This is a genomic window from Rhizomicrobium sp., assembly GCA_037200045.1.
Classification (GTDB): domain Bacteria; phylum Pseudomonadota; class Alphaproteobacteria; order Micropepsales; family Micropepsaceae; genus Rhizomicrobium.
In genome coordinates, this window is record JBBCHM010000002.1 from 356,459 (window position 1) to 376,254 (window position 19,796).

12 protein-coding genes, 1 tRNA gene and 1 pseudogene are annotated in these 19,796 nt (G+C 63.7%); 11 read left to right on the plus strand and 3 right to left on the minus strand.

Annotated features, from left to right (window positions below; all coding sequences use genetic code 11):
- The first annotated feature begins 233 nt into the window (after positions 1-233).
- The 6 genes from WDM86_16940 (at position 234) to WDM86_16965 (ending at position 5,570) form a co-directional block, all read left to right on the plus strand.
- The gene (locus tag WDM86_16940) at positions 234-1,712 is read left to right on the plus strand and encodes an ATP-binding protein (GenBank protein MEI9991714.1); all 1,479 of its coding nucleotides are present in this window, start codon (positions 234-236) and stop codon (positions 1,710-1,712) included.
- On the plus strand, positions 1,709-2,356 hold the full coding sequence (locus tag WDM86_16945) for a response regulator (protein MEI9991715.1): 648 nt from the start codon (positions 1,709-1,711) through the stop codon (positions 2,354-2,356). The genes WDM86_16940 and WDM86_16945 overlap by 4 nt, the downstream gene beginning before the upstream one ends.
- On the plus strand, positions 2,356-2,862 hold the full coding sequence (locus WDM86_16950; GenBank protein ID MEI9991716.1) for a response regulator: 507 nt from the start codon (positions 2,356-2,358) through the stop codon (positions 2,860-2,862). Before WDM86_16945 ends, WDM86_16950 begins: the two co-directional genes overlap by 1 nt.
- A 249-nt stretch (positions 2,863-3,111) precedes the next feature.
- A protein-coding gene (locus tag WDM86_16955; protein MEI9991717.1) for an IS5 family transposase occupies positions 3,112-3,953 on the plus strand; the annotation gives its coding sequence in 2 pieces (ribosomal slippage) (positions 3,112-3,499 and positions 3,499-3,953; 843 coding nt in all).
- Between the two features lie 232 nt (positions 3,954-4,185).
- A complete protein-coding gene (locus WDM86_16960) occupies positions 4,186-5,253 on the plus strand; it encodes an OmpA family protein (protein MEI9991718.1) in 1,068 nt (355 codons plus the stop codon).
- Between the two features lie 14 nt (positions 5,254-5,267).
- Positions 5,268-5,570, plus strand: coding sequence for a hypothetical protein (locus WDM86_16965; GenBank protein ID MEI9991719.1), 303 nt, complete (start codon positions 5,268-5,270; stop codon positions 5,568-5,570).
- Positions 5,571-5,617: 47 nt separating this feature from the next.
- Here WDM86_16965 and WDM86_16970 read toward each other — a convergent pair whose 3' ends face one another.
- Positions 5,618-6,310, minus strand: a complete 693-nt coding sequence (locus WDM86_16970) for a 2OG-Fe(II) oxygenase (GenBank protein MEI9991720.1) — start codon at positions 6,308-6,310, stop codon at positions 5,618-5,620.
- A gap of 287 nt (positions 6,311-6,597) precedes the next feature.
- Here WDM86_16970 and WDM86_16975 point away from each other — a divergent pair, with 287 nt between their 5' ends.
- The 3 genes from WDM86_16975 to WDM86_16985 all read left to right on the plus strand — a co-directional run bounded on the left by WDM86_16975 (position 6,598) and on the right by WDM86_16985 (position 15,990).
- A complete protein-coding gene (locus tag WDM86_16975) occupies positions 6,598-14,352 on the plus strand; it encodes an autotransporter outer membrane beta-barrel domain-containing protein (GenBank protein MEI9991721.1) in 7,755 nt (2,584 codons plus the stop codon).
- Entirely contained in the window at positions 14,327-15,100 is a 774-nt protein-coding gene (locus WDM86_16980; protein ID MEI9991722.1) for a DUF6065 family protein, read from the plus strand. The genes WDM86_16975 and WDM86_16980 overlap by 26 nt, the downstream gene beginning before the upstream one ends.
- Positions 15,101-15,522: 422 nt before the next feature.
- Entirely contained in the window at positions 15,523-15,990 is a 468-nt protein-coding gene (locus tag WDM86_16985; GenBank protein MEI9991723.1) for a hypothetical protein, read from the plus strand.
- Between the two features lie 10 nt (positions 15,991-16,000).
- Here the strand turns inward: WDM86_16985 and WDM86_16990 are convergent.
- Positions 16,001-16,075: transfer RNA gene (locus WDM86_16990), tRNA-Val, on the minus strand.
- 435 nt (positions 16,076-16,510) lie between these two features.
- Between WDM86_16990 and WDM86_16995 the strand changes: the two genes are divergently transcribed.
- Both WDM86_16995 and WDM86_17000 read left to right on the plus strand, forming a co-directional pair.
- Positions 16,511-17,128: a helix-turn-helix domain-containing protein gene (locus WDM86_16995; protein MEI9991724.1), complete on the plus strand. Its 618-nt coding sequence runs from the start codon at positions 16,511-16,513 to the stop codon at positions 17,126-17,128.
- Positions 17,129-17,251: 123 nt separating this feature from the next.
- Positions 17,252-18,006, plus strand: a pseudogene (locus WDM86_17000) (IS5 family transposase).
- Positions 18,007-18,019: 13 nt separating this feature from the next.
- On the opposite strand, the gene WDM86_17005 reads toward WDM86_17000, so the two are convergent.
- The gene (locus WDM86_17005) at positions 18,020-19,792 is read right to left on the minus strand and encodes a ShlB/FhaC/HecB family hemolysin secretion/activation protein (GenBank protein ID MEI9991725.1); all 1,773 of its coding nucleotides are present in this window, start codon (positions 19,790-19,792) and stop codon (positions 18,020-18,022) included.
- Positions 19,793-19,796 lie beyond the last annotated feature (4 nt).

Sequence of the window (19,796 nt, forward strand, 5' to 3'; positions counted from 1 at the left end):
TTGCCTTGAGGTTGCCTGTGGAGCATCCGTTCACGACCAAGCGAGTCCCGCTAAACGCGCTGGTTGGCGACAAGGAAGCAACGAAAACGTCGTCACAGATTTAATGGATGATTAACAAGTCTCTCAAATCTGTCTTCCCGTTTCGCGCGAATGGCGTACAACACACACGTCAAGCCAGCGTGGAGTTCAGGCGTCGGGACGTCCCTATAAAATAAAACAGCAGCGGGGAGGCAATGTCGAAGCACGCGCTTCGGTGGACGGCGAGATGGCGGGAGGCCGCAGCTTCGTCCTGGAAGGAGATCGCGGAATTTCGCGCGCGACGCTTCTTCGATGGCGGCCAGTCCGTTGCCGCGTCGCATGCGCCGCCCGAGTCCGGTGCGGTGCTGTTTCTGTTGGGGCTTCTCATTTTCATCACGGTCGGTGCCGCACTGATCGGCATTTTCGATCTGGATGCGATGCCAGAGCAAGCGTCCGACTTTGACCCTCCTCTCGACTGGCCGGTCGTCGTCTGCGTATTTGCGCTGATCATCGAGGGCGTGCTGATCGCCATGGTTCGCGCCGAAAACCGGTCGCGCCGCTCCGCCGAAAGCCTGTCGCGCGAAAGCGAGGACCGGATGACGGTCGCGCTGGACTGTGCCGATGTCGGCCTTTGGCGCTGGAACAGGCCGGCCGGCCTCATCTGGCTGTCGGATTTCGCCCTGCATCTTCTGAATTTGCCGCTTGGATTTGTCGCAACGCCCGAGGCCTTCGGCGAGTATATCCACCCCGACGATCGTGCTGCGGTGGGCGATGCCATCAATCGCGCGATCGGCGACGACCGCAACGACAGCAGAACCTATGAGATCGTCTACAGATTCGTGACACCAGCCGGCGTGACCCGCTGGTTGCGCATGCGCGGGCGGGCACGCCGCATCGGTGTCAGCCTAGACTACGAACTCGCCGGTACGGTCGCAGACATCACCAATACCAAGGAGATGCAGGCGGAGATCGAACGGCAACGCGTGACCTTGCTTCATCTTTCGCGCGTCTCGGTGCTCAGCGAGCTGTCGGGCGCGCTGGCCCATGAACTCAAGCAGCCCTTGACCGCGATCATGAGCAACGCACAGGCCGCCCAGCGGCTGCTTGACCGCGATCCTATCGACTTCAAAGAGCTCCGTGATGCCATCTCGGACATCGTGAACGACGACGCGCGCGCCGGTGCGGTCATCGCGCATCTGCGTTCATTGCTGAAGAGGGAGTCGCTCGAGCGTGGGCCCGTCGATCTCAACGGCGCGGTTCTCGCGGCCCTGGAGCTGTCCTTGGCCGACTTGACGCAGCGCGGGATCACCGTGGTCCATAAGCCGGCAGCGCGACATCTGCTCCTGAGCGGCGATCAGATCCAGCTCCAGCAGCTCCTGCTGAACCTGATCGCGAACGCTTCCGAGGCCATGGCCGAACAGCACGGCGGAACGCTGCTGATCGCCACCGACATGATCGGCGGCCGCGAAATCCATCTGGCCATTTCCGATACCGGCACGGGCATAGCAACCGATCTGCTGGCGCGACTGTTCGATCCGCTGGTCACCACCAAGCCGCACGGCCTTGGGCTGGGTCTTTCGATCAGCCGGGCGATCGCAGACGCCCATGGTGGACGGATCTGGGCCACCAACAATCCGGGCCGCGGCGCGACCTTCCATGTCCAGTTTCCCGTTCTGGAGGAGAAACGCCAATGAGTGCGCTGCCCGCCGCGGATAAAAATCCCTGCGTCTATCTGATCGACGACGACGACAGCATCCTGAAAGCTCTGAGCCGCCTCCTGCGCGCGGCTGGTTTCGACGTCGAGGCCTATGACTCCGCGCGAAATTTTCTCGCACAGCACGATCCCGGCGCACCGGGCTGCGCGGTCCTCGACGTCGGCATGGCCGGTCTGGACGGGCTGGCGCTCCAAGAGGCGCTTGTCTCGGGCGACATGCCGCGCCCCGTGGTTTTCCTGACGGGTTGCGATGACGTTCCGACAAGCGTCCGCGCCATGAAGGCGGGCGCGATCGATTATCTCACCAAGCCGGTGCAGGACGATTTGCTGATCCGCGCGGTCGAAGCGGCCCTCGCCTTCGACCATGCGGCGCGCCAGCGAAAGAAGATGCTGGACGGCCTGTATGTGCGCTACACCGCGCTGACACCGCGTGAACGCGAGGTGATGGAACACGTCATCGCCGGCCGCCTCAACAAGCAGATCGCGCACGATCTGGGTACCGTCGAGAAGACCATCAAAGTTCACCGCGCGCACATCATGGAGAAGATGCAAGTGCGTTCCGTTGCAGCACTGGTGCAGATCGCCGAGCAGATGAGCCTCGCGAAGAGACGTCAGCCGCGATGATGCAATTCCTGCCGATTGCGGTCGGACCCGGCGCCCTTGTGCGTCTTAAGTCCAATGTTGCCGCCCGGCAATTGCCGCTATCGCCCATGGTCTCGAAACGACACCTTTGTGTCTCCGCCATGGAAATCGTTCCGCTGCGCATCGCTATCCTCGACGACGATCAATCGGTTCGCCTCGCGATTTCGCGGCTGCTGAAGGCATGCCATTTGGAGACGGAAACCTTCGCAAATTGCAAAGAACTGCTCAATTTCCTCAAGCGTGATGTGCTCGATTGCCTTGTGCTGGACCTGCAGATGCCGGGCATGAACGGAATCGACGTGATGCGCCATCTCGGGCAGCGCGGCGTCGTTCTGCCGGTCGTCATCATGACGGCGCATGATGGGCCCGGAACGCGCGAAACCTGCCTGTCCGCCGGCGCCCTGGGCTATGTACGAAAGCCGCTGGATGTCGAAACGCTGCTCCATGCGATCCGCGAAGCCATGACGGCGAGCCGGCCGACGCTCTGAGCGCAGGATTGGACCAATGTCCAATGGAAGGTCGGCATCACCGCCCTACCATCGCGTGCCCGAAGGGAGCATGCGATGCGGATCCGGCGACGACCGAGAGTGCTGTTGCGGGACCTAGTGCTAGGGGCATTCGTCGCCATTTCGCTGACGGCGTTGTCGCCAAGCCTAAGAGCCGATCTGGAAAGAAGTTGAGTCGGGTGAATCGGTTGTGATTCCGTTGTGGGTGCTGATTCGCAACAGGAGCACCCGATGTGGAAGCCGGAGCACCGGCTGTCGGCGAGACGCAATGGTCTTCGCTATTCCAGCGACATGACGGATGAGGAATGGTCACTTGCGGCGCCGTTGATACCCCCGGCCAAGCGCGGCGGGCGCAAGCGCACGACGGATGTGCGTGAAGTCTTGAACGCCATTTTCTATGTGCTTTGGACGGGCTGCCAATGGCAGGCGCTGCCGAAGGATTTTCCGCCCAAGAGCACGGTTCACGACTATCTCGAACTGTGGAACTGGGACGGGACGTTGGAGCGCATCCATCACGCGCTCTATGTGGCAGTGCGCGAGAGCCAAGGCCGCGAGGCCAGCCCCACCGCCGCCATCATCGACAGCCAGAGCGCCAAGGGAGCGCTCAAAGGGGGGCTCTGCTCGATCCTTCAGGCTACGACGCGGGCAAGAAGGTCAAGGGCCGCAAGAGGCACATCCTCGTCGATACGCTCGGCCTGTTGCTGAGCGTCGCCGTCCACAGCGCCGACATCCAGGATCGCGACGGCGCAGCGCTGGTCCTCGACAAGCGGACGCGGCGATCGTTTCCCTTCATCGAACGTATCTTCGCCGACGGCGGTTACAACGCCAAAAAGACCGCCGATGCCGTCGCCGCCACCGGAACCTGGGTCATCGAGATCGTCAAGCGCAGCGATGCCCACCGCTTCGTGGTCATGCCAAAACGCTGGATCGTCGAACGCACCCTGGCCTGGATCAGCCGCAACCGACGCCTGGCGCGCGACTTCGAGCGCTACGCCACAACCGTCGCGGCCTTCATCCGCCTCGCCATGATCCGCATCATGCTCAAGCGACTTGCCGCAAATCCCTCAAAATGATTCAGTTCTTTCCGGATCGGCTCTAAGTACGGCACCGCCACAGTCGGCAATGGCCGGTTTCTTGACAGTTCCGACGCATGGGATACCGCACAAGCCTCACTGTGAGTGAGCTTGGACCTTGGTCCAATTGAGCATTTCACTCGTAAGCCGACCATTGCGACGGGTCTTGGAAGAGACCTGCATGATCGACGGATAGCCCCATCGGCCATCCGTTGCTGACGGGGAGAACGGCATGACGTCTCGCATCTTGTCCGCAACCGCCGGCACGGCGCTGGCCGTGCTGCTCGGCTTTCCCGCGGCCGCGGCCGAGCCGCATGGCTGGTATCTGGGCTTCGGGTCCGGATGGTCGCAGCTACAATCCTCGAACTTCCTGCTCGGGCCGCCCGCCGGCCCTGCCAGCGGCAAGCTCACCTTCGGCGACGCGGCCGCGGTGGATCTCGCCTTCGGCTACAAGTTCGGCCTGCCGATCCGCACCGAATTCGAGCTGCGCTATGCGGATTACGACGCACGGCAATTGCTCCCGAACGGGCTTGGCGCGACCAATCTCACGGGAGACACCGCCGTCACGCAGTTCTTCGGCAATGTGTTCTATGATCTGCCGCTGACGCGGCACATCGCGCTGACGCTCGGGACCGGCATCGGCGGCGCAATGTTCGATCCCTCTTTCACCGACGCGTCGGCCAATCGTGTCAGCGGGGGCGATACGGTATTCACGTGGCAGGCTATCGGCGGCCTCACCTTCGCGCTGTCGGATCATTTCGAACTGCAGGCCGACTATCGTTACCAGTCGATCGACGATAGCAGCCATGCCTTCAACGCCGTCTCGCCATTCGGACTGCGCGACAAGGACGTGCAGTCCGTGATGATCAACCTGCGCTGGTATCCGATGGCCGACGCCGCGCCACCGCCTGCACCACCGCCACCTCCGCCGCCTCCCCCACCGCTACCTCCTCCGCCGCCAGCGCCGGTGAAGACCTTCATCATCTTCTTCGACTTCGACAAATCCGACCTGACCGAACAGGCGCAGCAAGTCGTCGCCGATGCGGTGACCGCCGCGAAGGCCCAGGGCGCCGTGCATGTAGTGGTCACCGGCCATACCGACACCGTCGGCTCCGAGACGTACAACATGGCGCTGTCACTCAAGCGCGCTGGTGCGGTGAAGGCGCAAATGGTCGCCGACGGCCTCGGCGAAACCGAAATCGCGACGGTCGGAAAAGGTTTTGCCGAGCCACTCGTGCAGACCGGGCCCGGCGTGCGCGAACCGCAGAACCGGCGCGCCGTGATCGATCTGGGCGGCTAGCAACGGAGGTCAACATGAGCGATCGCCTTGTCATACGGACGATATTGCTGAGCGCGGCGGTCGCCGCAATCTCCGCCACGGCCGGCTACTGGATCGCGCAGCCGGGTCAGCCGGCCTATATGCGCGTGACGATCGAGCCGGCGCGGCCCGAACTGGCCGGCACCGACGTACCGCAATACGATTCCGGCGATCCCCGCTTCGTGGTCGATCCCGATGGCGACGACGAGCAGAGCGCCAACCGCTCATGTGACGCCGGTCAGGACTGTGACGACCACTCCGACGACGGCGATCCGGCGGATGCGGTGTGGCACACATAATCCACGCGCTGCAGGTCACGTGCGTATAGCGAGAAACCGGAAGCGGGTCAGAACACTCGCTTTGCGTTTGCGTCTTCGTGCGACGCATCATATGTGAACCACCCGGCGTAGGTGTAGCGCAGCCCGCGCCGGACGCGCGTCACGCCATGGACGAATTCGGGCCCGGCGCCGAAAAGCACAAGCATGCCGGCTTCGGGCTTCAACCGTATCGCATATCCGGGGAAGAACGTCTCGCCGCCTTCATAGTCGTCGTTAAGATAGAGGAGCGACGAGAAGCATCGGTGAGGCGTCGCGTTCGGAGCGCCGTCGGGCTCCATATTGTCGGCATGCGGCGTCAGTTCGATCCCCTCGTGCCAGCGCACCAGTTGCGCCGTATCCGAATAGATCGTCTGTGTCGGACGTGCCGCATGCGTGAGCACGAGTTGTGCCAGGAGGCGTACCTGCTGCATCAGTCGGAGCGCGTCGGTTTCACTTTCGGGCAGCATGTTCTGCCAGATATAGCGGCCCGCCCAATAGGAAGGGCCGTCTTTCGTCGCACAGGTTTCGCGGTTTCGCTCGAAGCAAGCGATCAGCGTCATACATTGCCTGGATGACAGGACATGGCGGCGCACGATGATGGGGCCGTCCCCGTCTTGCGCCTGATGCAAGCGCAGCAGCCGGGGATCGCCGCGCCACCATTCGGTCTCACCCCTGCGCGGCATTAAGACAACGGGCGAGCGCTCGACAAGTGCTTCGCTCAATGCCGTCTCCATTTGCGACCCGAGAGACTCGCATCGGCCTACAACCTGAGGCAGTGGACCAAGGTCCAATAGAACGTCCCGGGAGGTTGGCGCGACCGTGCGTTGGCGAAGACAGGCATCGCTTCGCAACCAGCGGGTCTTCCTTCATGGCGAATGCGCCACGTGACGATTGCAATCCCGACCGTTTAACGGGGACTCACAAGGCGCGCGGCATTCGTCACGGCGCGAACGGCTTGCATCTTAAATCTCTTTTACGCTCTACCGCGTCACTTGCGATCCTTGCAGCAATGACCGTTTCGCCGGCCCAGGCGCAGCAGTTCGCCGCGACAAATGGCACGACGCAGACGGCGCCGGGCCCGAGCTATAGCGCGGTCGGCGCAACACCCGCCGCCAACGGCTCCGCGCTGTTCGCCAACAACGCGGGCAGCGTCATCAACGGCACGAATCTGTCGCTGACATCGAGCATCGTCAACGCATTCGGTGCGCTCGCGCAAAACGGCGCCGCGGTCAATCTCACCGGCGGCACCATAGGAACCAGCGCGACAGGCGCCCATGGTGTATCCGCCACGTCGGATGGAGACATCGCGATTTCCGGCGGAACGGCGATCAGCGTCACCGGCCAGAATGCGATCGGCCTTCTCGCATCGGGGGCCGGCTCCACGATCCTGGCGACCGGTGCAACGATCAACGCGACGAATTTCGGCTCCTTCGGCGCCAGTGCCGAGGGTGGGGCGTCGATCACCCTCACCGGCGGCTCGGTCACCAGCGTCAACAGCGCCCTGCGTATCTTAACCGGTGGCGCCCTCAGCGCATTCAACGTCAACGCGACGGCGACGGGCTCCAATGCCATCGGCGTGAATGCCGACAGCGGGACGATCAGCCTCACGGGTGGCTCGGTCACTGCACTCGTCGGTACGAACGACCACGGACTGAACGCAAGCGGGACCACGGGACGCATTATTGCCCAGGGCGTGACCGTAAGCGCGACAGGCGCTGGATTGCGTGCGGCCAATGCGGGTGCGTCCATCGCCTTCAGCACTGGCACCATCATGAGCGCGAGCCTCGGCGCGCTCGCGCAAAACGGCGGGCGTGTTGACACCGCCTCGGCCACGATCATTACCTCCGGCAACAATGCCTACGGGGTGTCCTCCAACGGCGCGGCCTCGATCATCGCCTCATCCGGCGATTCCATCTACACGGGCGTCAAGACCAACAGCAGCGGACAGCCCGTGCTGGCCAACGGCACCACCCTCGCCACGAATCCGAGCCAATTTGTTCCATCGGGCACCACGAGCGCCAGTGGCGCTTACGCATTGGGCGGCGGTGCGATTTTTCTCAACGTCGATCCCGTCAGCCTTGCCCCGACAGGCGCTTCGGGCACCATACGGGCATTCGGCGATTTCAGCCACGCCCTGCGTGCCGATGGCGCGGGTTCCAGGATCGTCGGCGCCAACGAAACCATCGTCACCACCGCAACCGCTCATGGCGCGCTTGCGATAAGCGGCGGCTCGGTCACGACCAGCGGCTTTACCATCACCACTTCGGGAGCTAGCGCGTTCGGATTGAGCGCCAGCGGCAACGCATCGCAAGTCACGTCTTCGGGCGACACCATCTATACGGGCGTGAAAACCAATGCGAGCGGCACTCCAGTGCTCGCGGACGGAGTCACGCCTGCCAGCGGACCGGCGCAATATGTCGCCTCCGGCCAGGCCGGTGCATTCGGCATCGACGCGGTCGTGGGCGGCTTGGTCAATGTCAATGTCGATCCCGCAAACAAGCTGGCGACTGGCGCGTCAGGTTCGGTGCTGACCTTTGGCCTCAACGCCAATGGTTTCATGGCGGATGGCGTCGGAAGCGGGACACGGTCCGCGATCTTCGCGGCGAATGAAACGGTGACGACCAATGGTGTTCGCGCCATCGGCGCCCAGGCCACCAATGGCGGCCAGATCACCGGATCGGGCCTGGTCTTTCTGACCAAGGGCGGCAACAGCGGTACGGCCGGCGCGACCGGTATCCAGGCCGACGGCAATTCCTCGGTCACCCTGACCGGCGGTTCGATCACGACACAGGGTGCCATCGGCACCGGAGCATTCGCGTTCGGCGGACAGGTATCTTTGACGGACGTAACCCTGCGCACCATGGCGCAGTCGGTTGCCATAAGTGGTGTATCCTACGGCGCTTATGGCGTGAATGCCCAGATTGCGGGCCAGGCCGCGGTTCGCGGCGGGTCGGTGACCACCGACGGCAGCTTTGCCGTGGGGATGCGCGCGTCCGGCGCCGGAAGCAAAGTATTCGCCAATGTCGATCCCGCGACGCAAATCGCCACCGGAACCTCCAGCAGCGTGACAACAAGCGGCAGCAACGCCTATGGCCTGCTTGCGGCCGGCGGTGGCCTGATCGCCGCCTCGGCAGCAACGGTCAATACAACAGGTTCGGACGCGATCGGCGCCTACTCGTCCGGGTCGACGATACGGATCGCGGGCGGATCCATCACCACCCTTGGGTCGGATGCGGTCGGCATCCTGGCCGAAGATCCCAGTGTCGGCCTCGGCGCCAGCCTGTTCTCGGGGGATTCAGACCCGACAGACCAGGGGACCTTCCCCACAAGCCCGTCGGCCGCACCAGGGCTGCTTGCCGCCGACGGGACGGCCATCGCCACCTCGGGCGCCGGGGCGCATGGTGCGGAAGCCGATGCCGGCGGAACGATTACAATAACGGGCGCATCGATCCTGACGTCGGGTGACAACGCGGGTGGCCTGTTCGCGACGGGCGCCAGCGCGCAGGTTACGGCCGCAAATCTGGCGATTACGACGCGGGGATCGGGAGCGGCAGGCGTCTGGGCCAGCGCTAGCGGGCTGGTCGCGATCGATCCGACCACGATCATCACGTCGGGTGACAACGCCTACGGATTGTTTGCTGACGGTGCCGGCTCCGTAATCACATCATCGGGCGATTCCATCTCCACCGGCGTCAAGACCAACGCGTCCGGGACACCGGTGTTGGCCGACGGCGTCACGCCAGCCACCGATCCCAGCCAGTATGTCAGTTCGGGAGCGATGACGGCGCATGGCATCTATGTCACGGACGGCGGTCAGGTCTGGATCAATCTCGACACGGCTGGAACACCGACCGGCGCAAGCGGAACGGTGCGGACTCTCGGGGAGTCGAGTGATGGTGCGCGCGCGCTGGCCGGCATTGTCGACCTCGCCAACGAAACGGTTCTGACCAGCGGAACCCTGGCCGATGGATTGCACACCTACGCAGCCGGTTCGATTACCGGCACAGGCCTGACCGTCCAGACGAGCGGCGCGTCCACCGGCGACACCGGATCCTACGGCCTCATGGCCGAAGGTGGCACAGTCAGTCTCAATGGCGGATCAATCACGACCTCGGGCACGATCGGCGTGGCGGCCTACGCCTATGGCGGCACGATCGACCTGACGAATGTCACCGTACGAACCACGGCGGGCAGCGCCGCCTTCGGCGGCGGCAATTACGGCGCCTATGGCATCAACGCCTATATGGGCGGGCAACTCACCGCGACCGGCGGCTCGGTCACGACCTTGGGCGACCTGGCCATCGGCGTGCGCGCATCGGGTGTGGGGTCGCGAACCGTCGTCACCGATCTCAGCGTCACCACCTCTGGAAATTCGGCCCACGGCATCCAAGGCCAGTCGGGCGCGACCGTCCTCGCCACCCGCGCGCGCGCGGAGACCAGCGGAACCAGCAGCTTCGGGGCTTGGGCGGCCTCGGCATCGCTGGTGGAGCTGGTCGATACCACGCTGCTCACGCACGGCACGAGCGCCTATGGCGCCGCCGCCAATGGCGGAGCAACCCTGAGGATGACCGGGGGGTCGATCACGACGGACGGGTCGAAAGGCGTCGGCATCTTCTCCAACGGCGCGAATGCGCGCGTGATCGCCGGCGGCGTGACGATACGCACGAGCAACCAGAGCGCGACCGGCGCGCGCGCCTCCGGCGGCCTCGTCGCACTCAACCTCGACCCCGACACGGGAACAGCCGCCGGCACCGGCACGGTCACGACACTGGGCGCGGCGAGCGACGGGCTGGCGGCGGACCAGAGCGGAGGCATCCTGCGCGCCGTGAACGAAGCGGTGACGACCACGGGCGCCGGTAGCCATGGCGCGCATGCCAGTACCGGTGGCTTCATCAGCACCAGCACGTCGACGATCGTCACATCCGGTATCGGATCGGACGGCTTGTTCGCGGACGGCGCGGTCGCGGTCACTACGCTTGGGTTGTTCGATGCCGAGCCGGAAGATCCGGGCGTCGCGCCGGCGCCGGCGACGACCACGCCCGGTGCCGCGGATGGTCCGCTTTCGATCATCACCTCGTCGGGCGATTCCATCTACACCGGCGTCAAGACCAATACGAGCGGCCAGCCCGTGCAGGCCGACGGCACCACGCCGGCCACCAATTCCAGCCAGTATGTATCCTCCAACGCCAGCGGAGCGTATGGAGCCTACAGCACCGGCGGCGGCACGATCTGGCTCAACGTCGATCCGGCCACCACCACTCCCACCGGCCTTCCTGGCACCATCAATACATTGGGGACCGCCAGCGACGGACTGCGCGCCAACGGCGCCGGTTCGCGGATCGTTGCCGACGACGAAACGATCATCGTCGGCCTTTCGCCGGGACAGGGCTCGGGCTTCCAGAACACTTCCGTCGGTATCGACGCGTTGAACGGCGGGGCCGTCACGCTCACCGGCCCGCTGCCGAACGGCTCGCGCGTCTCGAGCGCGGGGCATGCGGTCCTGGCTAACGGCGCGGGCAGCACCGTCACGCTGGTCAATGTCGTGGCAGGAACCAACGGCCTGGGCGCGGCGCTTGCGGCGATCGGCGGCACCATCAATGCGACCAATATCGCGATCAACAATACGAGCGTCAGTGCCACGACGCTCGGCCATGGCGCGATTGCCGAGAGCGGCGGCACGATCAACCTGACGGTTGCCCCGGCTGGCATCTTCACGACAGGGTTCAATGCGGTCGGCCTCGGCGCGTCGGGCGCGGCAAGCACCGTAACCACGACCGGTCCGGTGCTTGTGGCGATGGGTGGCCGCGGCGCCATGGGCATCTACGATCACGATGGCGGACAGGTGCGCGCGGACGCAGGAAGTCTCACTCTCTCTATGTTCGGATCGAACAGCATTGGCCTTACCGTGGACAATACGACCGTCGCGCCCGGCACGCTCGACGGGCTCGCGATTCATTTCAACGCCGTGCCGGCGGCCGGTCAGGCAGCGGGCAGCGGGCTTGTCGCGATCAACAACGCCACAGTTGCCGTGCAGGATCTGGTGGTGGACGGCCCGGGCGGGGGCGCAGGCGTGTGGGCGAGGCCCGGCACCAATGTCACGCTGTCCGGCAACAGCACCATCGATATCAACGCCAACGCCAATCCGACCTATTACACGCTGGCGACCGCCACGCTGGTGAATGCGAGCCCGTCCCTGGGGGCGATCTTCAGCGTGACAAGCGGATTGCCGATCGGCGGCCTGCTCGCCAATTCCGCGACGATCACGAGCGACGGAACCGATGTGACGGTCACCTCCAACAGGGGCGTCGGCGCCTATGCGAGCGCGACGGCCGGACTGCTCGCCACCGTCAATCTCACCGACGGGACGGTCACCACCAGCGGCGATAGTTCTTTCGGGCTGGAAGCGAACTCGAACGGCCTGATCGCGGCGAACGGAACGGCCGTATCGACGACGGGCGGCGGGGCCGCCCTCTATATTACGACGTTCAACGGTCCCGGCACGATCAACCTGACCGACGCCACGGTCAAGGCTACCGGCACCGATACGTTCGGGCTCTTCTCGGACAATGCCACCCCGGCCCTGGTCAACAATGTCAGCATCTCCGGCGGAAGCTTCACCAGCGATGAAGCCGCCATCGGCGTGCGGGGACCGGCCAATGTCGCCGTGTCGGACGGCGCGACCGTCTCCGGCGACGGCGCCCTGCTGGTGGCCTATGATCACGCGACCGGCCAGCCGACCGATCTCGAATTCACCGCATCGACCGGCAGCACGTTGACCGGCGATGCGTTCGACGCACCGGCCAGCGTCGCCAATATGAGCCTCGATAGCGGCTCGGAATGGACGGGCGCGGCCTTCGACATAACGAACGTATCCGTCGACGCCAGCACCTGGAACGTGACGGCGAGCTCCACCGTGACGCAACAGGTGACCAATGCCGGCCTGATCGCCTTCACGCCGCCTGTCGGAGGCGCGTTCAAGACCCTGACGACGAAGAACTATGTCGGCCAGGGCGGCACCCTCGGACTCCACACATATCTCGGCGACGACACTTCGCCCTCCGACAGGCTGGTGGTCGATTCCGGCACCGCGACCGGCAGCACGACCCTCCGTGTCACGAATGCCGGGGGGCCGGGCGGGCTTACGCGCGAGAACGGCATTGAGGTCGTGACCGCGACCAACGGCGCCACGACCGAGCCGGGTACGTTCACCCTGGGCGGGATCGTGGCAGCGGGCCCGTTCGAATATCTGCTGTTCCGCGGCGGCGTCACGCCGGGCACGGAGAACGATTGGTTCCTGAGAGACGTCGCGCCGTCACCACCACCGTCACCTCCGCCCGCACCGCCGCCTTCGCCACCGCCGGCACCTCCACCGGCTCCGCCACCCGCGCCGCCGCCGGCGCCCCCACCAGCACCTCCGCCGGCTCCACCACCGGCACCACCGCCTGCGCCCCCACCGGCACCTCCGCCGGCTCCGCCACCGGCACCACCGCCTGCGCCCCCACCGGCACCTCCGCCGGCTCCGCCACCCGCGCCGCCACCGGCACCTCCGCCAGCTCCGCCCGTGCCACCGCCGTTGCCGCCACCGCCACCGCCGGCGCCGCCACCCGCACCTCCACCTTGTGTCGGCCCAACTTGTCCGTCGCCGCCACCGGCGCCGCCGCCAGCACCTCCGCCGGCTCCGCCGCCCCCGGCACCACCACCGGCTCCGCCACCCGCGCCGCCGCCGGCGCCTCCGCCATCGCCACCACCGGCTCCGCCGCCATCGCCACCACCGGCTCCGCCGCCGTCACCACCACCGGCTCCTCCACCCGGGCCACCGCCGGTGCCGCTCTATCGGATGGAGGCACCGCTCTATTCCAAGGTCGCGCTGCTGGCGCGGCAGATGGATTTGTTGCTGCTGGGTACCTTCCACGAGCGCCAAGGCGATCAGTATTTGCTGGATGACGACCACGCCACATGGGGCCGGTTGATCGGCATCGGCCTGGATCAATCCTTCACCGGCCTGCTTGCGCCCAGCTACAGCGGTACGATCGGCGCGATGCAGTTCGGCACCGATCTCGCCGTGACCGCCGATCGCGCCAACCGCGCCGGGATGTTCTTCACCTATGCGCACGCCAACGGCACGGTGCGCGGCACGATCCTGGACATCCCCAACCAGATCGCCGGCTCGTTGCCGATGGACGCGGTGACCGTCGGCGGCACATTCACGCATTTGGGCGACAATGGCTGGTATACCGATGCCGTCCTGATGGGAACGTGGTTCACCGCTTTGCCGCGCTCGGCGCGCGGCATCGGCACCAACATATATGGCACCGGCATCACCGCTTCGCTCGAGGGCGGCTATCCGTTCCAGATCGATCCGGAGTTCACGCTTGAACCGATGGCGCAGATCGTTTTTTCGAGCCTTGCGTTCGATCCGGCCAGCGACCCCTACACCACGCTCAACTTCATGCCGGCGGACGCGTGGTTCGGGCGCATCGGCGCGCGGCTGGAAGACAACACGCTGCTCCAAGACAAGCACATGAAGCCATTCTTCGAGGCCGATCTGTGGCACAGCTTCGGGGGCACCGACATCACATTATACAACAACACCATTCCCGTGCCGGTGCCGTTCGGAAACACCGATGTGCAGTTCGCCACGGGCACAACCTCGCAACTCGGCGACGACATGAGCGTCTATGCCCGCGTCAGCTACACGTTCGACATCAGCGGCAACTACCAGAGGACGATCGAAGGCAATGTCGGCATCCGCTATTCGTGGTGAGCCTGCTTCAAGGCCGGAGCGACTCACCTGCTATCTGATCGACGGTCACCAGATAATAATCCGCGCGGCGCCTCAGGAGCGCGCGTGGATGGACGCAACACACCAGCGCTATGCCTATCGCTGCCTGCCGCTCAATATCGCCAATGCGCATGGCTGGGAGATCCTCTGCGCGTCCGGCTTCACGGCTAGCTGGAACGGCACACCGGGAAAGGATGCCATCACCTTAACGCCGGACGATGCAAGTGTGCCCACGGCCTCGTCGCATTTCGGCAGTGGCATCATCACGTTCCACATCCCGTGCGTATTCCGCACCGAGCCGGGCGTCGATCTCTATGTCACAGGTCCGGTCAACCAGCCCAAGGACGCAGTGGCGCCCCTGACTGGCATCGTCGAAACCGATTGGGCGGCGTATTCCTTCACCATGAACTGGATGTTCACGCGCAGCGACGCACCCGTGCGCTTCGAAAAGGACGAGCCGATCTGCCATTTCTTTCCTGTCCGCCGCGGCGCGCTCGAGCAAATAGAGCCCCGGATCGTCGCAATGTCGCAGGCGCCGGAGATTGACCGCCGCTATCGTCAGTGGTCGGACAACCGCCTAAAATTCAACAGCGATCTCAACGTGCCGGGATCGAAGGCGGTTCAGGAGCGCTGGCAGAAGATGTACTTCCGCGGCCAGCATCCCGACGGCGCAGAAGCTGAGGCCGACGATCATCGGAGCCGGCTGAGACTTAGGAATTTCGAGCGATGACTTCACATTCAAGCAGTCGCGGCGATCGAGGACGTCATGAGCGCGGTGCAAAAACACCTGAGAACCATTTATCTCCAGAGTCCTGCCACCATTTCCAGCCAGATGAAGCCTCTACGCCCCCGGGGAAATCGTCTAACCGCCATTCTCAAATCTCGGAGCTCGACCGGCATGGCCGGGTCCGTCAGAGATCAATACTTCTCATGCACACCATGAGCTTCATAACGCGCGTTCCTCGGCGGCTTGGAAGACGGTCCGGATTTGCGACTTAAAGCCAAGGCTGCGGGCGAGAGCGTTGTCGACGTGAAGGTGCCATGGGTTCCGAAGCGGCTCTGCTGAAGGCTCCATGTCAGCGCCCACGAGTCTGAACAACTCGTACAGTCGGCCTGCTGCTTCTTTACCGACTGCAGCTCGACCAGGGCGCGATGCAGGCGTATTCCTTCCGCATCTCGGTCTCCGGGCTCGCGCGGCGCCTCGGTGTGTCGCGCATTCACATTCCGACCCTGCTGCAGGATGCCGATCGCGCGGGCTATCTGCGCTGGAACGCGCGGACGCGCGAACTCGCCTTCACCCCGCCACTCGTGGCCGCGCTGGAGAGCTATTACGGACGGCTGTTCCTGTTCATCGGCTTTTTCGCGACGCAGTTCGTGGCGATGGGGGGCGTGAGAACGGGATGGGCTATCGCCTTCGAAGTCGGCCCGCCCATCGTGAGCCGGAATGCTGCAATGTCACCTACGGACCGGGACGACGGCTTCGTATGTGTTCGCAATGGTGCGAATCCCCGTCGAATTAGCAGCGGCCATTTCCTACCCAGAGTAGGGCCCACGCGTCCCGCAGCATCGTTCATCTCCGATCAATTTTGGGAGACTATAGACGGACGATATTTTTGCTAAGTGATTGAAATGGTGGGCGGTACAGGGATCGAACCTGTGACCTTCCCCATGTCAAGGGGACATTCTCCCGCTGAACTAACCGCCCAATTATCGAGTCTCAACTGGACCGACAAACCGGCCCAAAGAAGGCCAAACCTCAAAAAACCCATTGCGTTACATAAGCGTTCCGACCCTAGTCCTAAGGCGTTGAAACGACTGCCTTGATGTAGTCGATGTCAACGGAGGGGGCAGTTAGCATTTTCAATGGCTTAAGTAAGCCGGTGTGTGCAGAAATGGGCAGGAAACAGCCATTTTTTGCCTCCCTTGCGTTACACTTACGTGCCACTAGAACAGCCGTCTCATGCTGTCAGCCGACGTTCGTGCTCTTCGTTTTCAGGTAGCCACTGACGGCTCTATCAAGCCAGAGAATGCTGCATTGCGGTATTTGGAAGACGGACAGAGCTTCTAGGCGTGTGCGCAACCACCAATTTCCAAGACTTTCTTAAAATACGAAATTATACTTTTCGCAGGAATGCCCGATATGAGAAAAAAGACAATCGCCCTTACCCTGGCTTCGCACTTGAAGGTGGCCGCGCGCGCGCGCGACGCGTTCTTGCGGCACGGGTTCGAGGCCATGACCATGGTCACGCTCGCGAAGGAATGCGACCTCACGCGGCGCGCGCTTTATTACTATTTCAGCAGCAAGGAAGAAGCGTTCCGCGCCATGATCCGGTTGGAAAACACCGAGGCACTGGACGCCGGCTATCGCGCGGCCCAGAAGGCGCTGGAGAAGCCACGCGCAACCGCCCTTGATGCCGTCGTCGAATGGATTGACGTGCGATATGGAAACACGCGGCGCGATCTGAGCGCCTCGCCTTTTGCGAAGGACATCAACGACGCGGCCTTCCGCGTCTGCGCGGATGTGTTGACCGAATTCGCCAGGCGCACCCATGACGAACTCGCCAGACTGCTGCGCGATCTGCAGGACAAGAATCTGTTGCGGCTGGAAAGAACGGTAACCGCACGGGCTGTCGCCCGCCTGCTGGCGGATGGCGCGCGGGGCGTCAACCAAACCCGGCCGTCCGTCGGCAACAGCGCTCTTGCTCGACGCTATCGCGAAATGTGCAACGCCATATTGTATGGCTGCGCCGCGCGGTGACCGCGGCGCGCCATCGCCGGCGTGAAGTGCCGTAGGGCACTAGGACCAATCGACATTCAGGATTCTCAATCCTGATGGTCGGTGATTCATTTTGGTCCGGATCATGTGATTCGGAGCAGATGGATGGTCAAGCGGTACGAGCTGACGGATGCGCAGTGGGACCGGATTTGCGAGCTTTTGCCGGGTAAGAAGAGCGATCCGGGCCGCACCGCGGCGGATAACCGGCTGTTCGTGAACGGCTGCCTTTGGGTGCTGCGCTCGGGTGCGCATTGGCACGACCTGCCGGAGCGCTACGGCAAGTGGAAGAGCGTGCACCAGCGCTTCGCCCGCTGGGCCAAGACAGGCGTTTGGGAGCGCATTTTCAAGGTTCTGACCGCCGACCGACGAAACGAGTATCTGATGCTCGACACGACCCTGGTTCGCGCCCATCAGCAGGCAGCAACCGGAAAAGGGGGGACCAAAACCAGGCTCTGGGGCGTTCGCGAGGCGGACTGACCACCAAGATCCACATGCTCGCCGATACGCTGGGCAGGCCTCTGCGCTTCAGGCTGGCGCCCGGCCAGCAGCACGATCTGGTTCAGGCGCCGGCGATGATCGAAGGCTTCAAGGCCAAAGCTCTTTTGGCCGATACCGCCTACGACAGCCGCGCCTTCCGCGACGACGTCCAGGCCATCGGCGCAGAGCCCGTCATCCCGTCAAATCCGACCCGCAAACATCCCTTCGGATACGACAAGCACAAATACAAACTCAGGAACCGCATCGAGCGCTGCTTCAACAAACTCAAGCACTTCCGACGCTTCGCAACCCGATACGACCGCCGCGACACCAACTTCCTCGCATTCATCCACCTCGCAGCCGCAATGATCTGGATGCGATGAATGTCGATTCAGCCTAATAGGAAAGCGTGACGGAAACAGTCGCCAGATTGCCCAGCCTGGCTGCGCCGGGCACCCTCTCGAGCTGCCATCCGTAGTCGAAGCGCGCGTCGAGATAGCTGCCGATGCCATAGCGTGCACCAAAGCCGACGCTCTGCAGCTCGGCGCTCTTGGGCAAGTTTTGCTGCACATGTTTGTAAGCGACGTCGCCATAGTCCCAGAACGCGAGTACCTGTGCCTGCTCGTCCACGCCGAGATTTGCGAAATTGCCCAACGGGTGGAATGCCGGGCTGCGTAATTCGGTACTGAGCAACACGCCCTGCGATCCGCTGACACTTCTTTCGTCATAGCCGCGCACGCTGTCCACGCCGCCCGCGCCCAACTGTTCGCTCGGCAGAAGCTCACCGCCAGAGACCTGGCCGGTGGCGCGCACAACCCAGCTGATATTCCAGCGCAGATTGGTTACGCGCGTGACCTCCAGATTGTCATAGACATATTGCGCGGACGCGCCGTTGACGCCGGACTGGCGGAATACCGCGGTGCGGTTGCTCGGCCCGAACCCGCCGGGGCTATAGACAAAGGTGTTCTCAAGAGCCGTCTGGCCGTGTTTATCGGGCCGCGTCGCGTCGTAGATCAGAAGAAACTGGTCGATTTCCGTCGCGCTGCCGAAAACTTCAACGCCGCCGAACGCTAGATTGTTGTTGGAGCGCTTGAAGTCGAAGCCGATCTTGATCCCTTGGGCCAGACCGTTCGGCGATGGCAGGCGCACATCGTAACGCCCGCTCAACTGCACGCTATCGCCTTGCTGTCCGAAATCCGGGCCGAGATTGGGCACCTGCTTCACATAGCTTCCGAACAGATCGATCCCGTCGCCCCAGGGCAGCGGGATGAAATAGGTCGCCGAATGTGCCGCGAACCGCGGGGCATTCGAAAGCCCCGGCCCGCGGTCGCGCCGACGCCACAAATCCGGGCTCGTGGTGAACTGGTAGGAGAACTGCTGGTCGAGGCCGAAGACATTCCCCCAGTTGAAGCCAGCGCTGTAGCGCTCGCGCCCGGTGACCGGAAGACCCTGATTGTCGTAGCTGGCATAGACGCGCAGGGGAAACTGGTCCTGCACCTGCAATGCGATGTCGGTGTAGCCGACGTCGTCGCCCTTCTCCAGCAGGACGTTGACTTGCCGGAATGGATTTCGATTGAGTCCGTTCAGATCGCTGCCGAGCCAATCGAAATCGATCCGGTCGCCATGCCGCAGAGTCATTTCGTCTGCAAGCATGGGGCCGTCGAACCAGCGATTGCCTTCGACCTTGATTTTCCCGACTCGGTATTCGGAAACGACGGCCTGCAAGATGCCGGTGCTCAAATCCTGTTCCGGATAGGTAACATCGACGACGGGGAGGTGATGCGCGCGATACCAGTCGACAATGATCTTGGAAATGCGCGCCAGGTCGCTTTTTGCCAGCGGCTTGCCGATGAAAAACCACAGCTTTTTTCGGATCTCGGGCTCGTCCAGCAGCGGCAACCCCGTCACTTGCAAACCGACGCCCTGCGCGCCCGTGCGTGCGATCTGCTGCACGCTGTTGACGAGACGTATGCCCTTCAACGCAGGCAGAAGCGTTGTATCGGCGGCTCCGGCCGGCACCGCCGGTGCCGGCGGCACTTGCACCGTGCCGGGCTTTTGCGCAGGGATCTGCTTGGGTGCAACTTGCTGGAAATCCTGTGCCCATGACGGGGAACTGACGGCCACCGCAAAGGCCGCACCGACGGCAAAGGATTTGAGGGGACGTTTCATGGGA